We start from the raw sequence: 2,827 nt of genomic DNA, 5'->3' as shown, positions 1-2,827 counted from the left end.
GACAAGAATCTTGTCCAGGATACGGTAATACTTGTTCATAGCCATTTCCTCCTTCTAAAATTGAAACACCCTAAAGATAAGGGGAAACGGCACTCCCTACGGCATAAAACACCCCGTTCACACTGCAAGCGTCTTGCAGTCACTCTGGAAACGTTTTACCAGGGCATAAACCTTGCGCTCGCTCACCGAATATTTCTCGGACAGTACGGCCACAGCATACGAGACCTTCTCACCTTGGTCCAGCAGACGGGTATAGTCCGCGTACAGGTCGATATACCGGGCATCCTCCAGACGGATGCCGGCCGCCTGGAGCCTTTTCAACAGCTCCCGGTTAAAGTTTAGTATCTCAATCACTTTCATACAACAAAAAAATTATATCTTTGCATCGCCAATCATTTTTTAGACAACAAAAAAAACACCCAAGTGGCGTGACAGAGGGTATTTGCCCCCGGTCGCGCGCCGCTTGGGTGTGTTGTTAATAAATGATTGGCGTCTATATTAACAGGCCGGGGGCTTTTTTCTTATCCTCCCCCCGAAGGATTTATTCCACCCGGTACTTCTCCGGATCAAAAGCGTCTTTCTTTTTCCAGCCGTCAGCCAGTGTATCCTGGATGTGCTTCATGGCTTTCGTATAGAAGTCCGTCAGTTCCTCCAGCTTCCCGAACGTCCGGTACCGGGGTTCCTCATCCGTTCCGAACTTGAACGTCACCGGAAGCGTCGCGCCGCCGTTCTGCACGGCAAGGTCGTGGGCCGCCTTGTAGTTGAACTGGTTCTCACTTGACAGCCACACCGGCATACCCTCGTAAACGAAGCCGGAAAGTATCTCCCGGTCGATCTGTTCGTTGTACCAGCCCAGGATAACGCTTCTTATTATCTCACCGGAGGGCTTCCCTAAAAAGTTCTCCTCCATATAGTCGGCAGAACCGTCCTCCCTTTCCCGCACGTCCCAACGGATGCGCCACGTGTTCTTCACCGGGTTCACGCATTCCAGCAGCTTCACCCCGGCTGTTCCTTCAACTCGTTTCATGTAAATACGTATTTGGTTCGACCCTTCCCAAAGGTTTCCGTCTTGATGGTTGTTTCAAAAGGAAAGCCGTCGGGCATCTCTTTCACTTGCGAGAGGATGTTCTTCATCTCCTCGCTGTTGGTGAAGAACTTCTTCGGCTCACCGTTCATCTCGATGGCCACGATACAGCGGTCTTCTCCCTGCTCGGTCTTGATGCCCGTCTCGAAGTCCTTCACTACAATCGGTAAGTTTACCAGTTCCCGGATGCTTACCACCACCCCGGGAAATCGCTTTTTGCCGTCTTCGGGCTTATAAGCGACGTTCAAGTCTTTAAATGATCTCATGTCTTTGCCTGTTAATTTTTAAACAACGTATGACAGTCGGCGTGCTTGGCCATCCCGTAGAACGACGCTATCAGCTCACGCCTCCTTCTTCTTGATTTTACCTCGTGCATTTTTCGGGCGAATTTCTGCTTGATGCGCTTGCGCAGACGGACGTGGTCCGCACCGAAAGTCACATATCCCAGAAAATCGATGCCCTCGCCCAGGGGAAACACACGGTCGTTCCCCTTCACCCGGAGACCGACATGCTGAATATGCCCATGGACGATATCACGAATCTTCCACAATTCCGCTTTCGTTTTACCCAATACGACACCATCATCACAATAACGGTAGAAATGACGGACACCGTACTTGTCCTTCAAGTAATGATCCAAAAACACAGACAAAAGCAAATTACCCAGACCCTGCGAGCTACGCAGCCCGATACTCAAACCCTCGGGCATCAGCCGGACAAAATTGTCAAGTATGGCGATGAGTTTCTTGTCCTTGAACACCCGGCCGACACAATACATCACGAAGTCCTGCTTCACGCTCTCATAAAACTTGGTGATGTCGAACTTGTAACAGTACCGCGTACCCTCCGGATCCTCGACCATGTCACGACGGATATACGACAGAAGATCGTGCATACCCCGCTTCTTGATACTGGCAGAGGTGGTACGGATGAAACGTTTCCGCAAATGGCAGTCCACCACCGTCATGATGGCATGTACGGCGATACGGTCGTACATAGGGATTACCTGGATACGGCGCAGCTTGCCGCCCTCGAAAATCTCTCGCTCACGATAGTCCTTCACACGGAAAGTACCGTCCGAGATACGCGCGGCCAGTTCCTCCAACACCTCGGGTTTATGCGCAAGCAGGTAGCGTCCCTGGCGGCTGCGTTTACGCCTCCTGCCGCGAAGGACCTGAAGGAAAGACTCCTCCATGTTGGAGGGCTTCACGATTTCCTCTATTACAAAACCTGCTCTGTGCATATTTCTTTTGTTTTCCATTTTGGGGCCTTCAATCCCCCGGGCACTGCTTCTTCGAACCGTTTCCGGCCTACCAAACCCTCCCGACACTCTATTTTTCAGTTTTCCAGCCCCGAAAAGGCTGCTGTTACTGAGGCTTGCTTCCCTCGGCACCACGGTGGGGACAAGTCCCCGGTGTTGTACGCCGATTAAAATTTCTTTTCGATTGTTGTTCAGACGAGAACCGATGTTCGTGTTCGTATTCGAGAAATCGTTATTCGCATTCGACATCGAGACACCGCCATTCGGGTTCGCGTTGTTGTTGCCACGATAAACCACACGGCTTATGGGGAAGCGCCACCTTTTAATTTGAATGCAAAAGTACGATTTTTCATAAATTATTATTTAACAAACAGCTACAAAACCCCGGAAACAAAAATTTTTCAACGGGCTGACGCCCGTAAAGAACGGCGTTCCCCTTCTTCGGGGAACACCGGACGTTTTGTCGCTTCGCTCCCGCTTTG

General features: G+C 50.8%; 2 protein-coding genes and 1 pseudogene. All 3 read right to left on the bottom strand.

Annotation, left to right across the window (positions count from 1 at the left end; genetic code table 11):
* Positions 1-117: 117 nt before the first annotated feature.
* The 3 genes and pseudogenes from HMPREF9007_RS09540 to HMPREF9007_RS09550 all read right to left on the bottom strand — a co-directional run bounded on the left by HMPREF9007_RS09540 (position 118) and on the right by HMPREF9007_RS09550 (position 2,327).
* Positions 118-360, bottom strand: coding sequence for a hypothetical protein (locus tag HMPREF9007_RS09540; RefSeq protein WP_004326021.1), 243 nt, complete (start codon positions 358-360; stop codon positions 118-120).
* A gap of 181 nt (positions 361-541) precedes the next feature.
* On the bottom strand, positions 542-1,027 hold the full coding sequence (locus HMPREF9007_RS09545) for a hypothetical protein (RefSeq protein WP_008762194.1): 486 nt from the start codon (positions 1,025-1,027) through the stop codon (positions 542-544).
* A pseudogene (locus HMPREF9007_RS09550) lies at positions 1,024-2,327 on the bottom strand (reverse transcriptase domain-containing protein). Before HMPREF9007_RS09550 ends, HMPREF9007_RS09545 begins: the two are co-directional and overlap by 4 nt.
* Between the last annotated feature and the right edge of the window lie 500 nt (positions 2,328-2,827).

This window comes from Bacteroides sp. 1_1_14, from assembly GCF_000162515.1.
In the GTDB taxonomy this organism is placed as follows: domain Bacteria; phylum Bacteroidota; class Bacteroidia; order Bacteroidales; family Bacteroidaceae; genus Bacteroides; species Bacteroides thetaiotaomicron.
The sequence above is the reverse complement of the archived record's forward strand: the minus strand, read 5'-3'. Positions and strand labels throughout refer to the sequence as shown.

Excerpts from the sequence above, each read along its gene's own strand:
- HMPREF9007_RS09540 (WP_004326021.1), bottom strand. The coding sequence starts at position 360 with ATGAAAGTGATTGAGATACTAAACTTTAACCGGGAGCTGTTGAAAAGG.
- HMPREF9007_RS09545 (WP_008762194.1), bottom strand. The coding sequence starts at position 1,027 with ATGAAACGAGTTGAAGGAACAGCCGGGGTGAAGCTGCTGGAATGCGTG.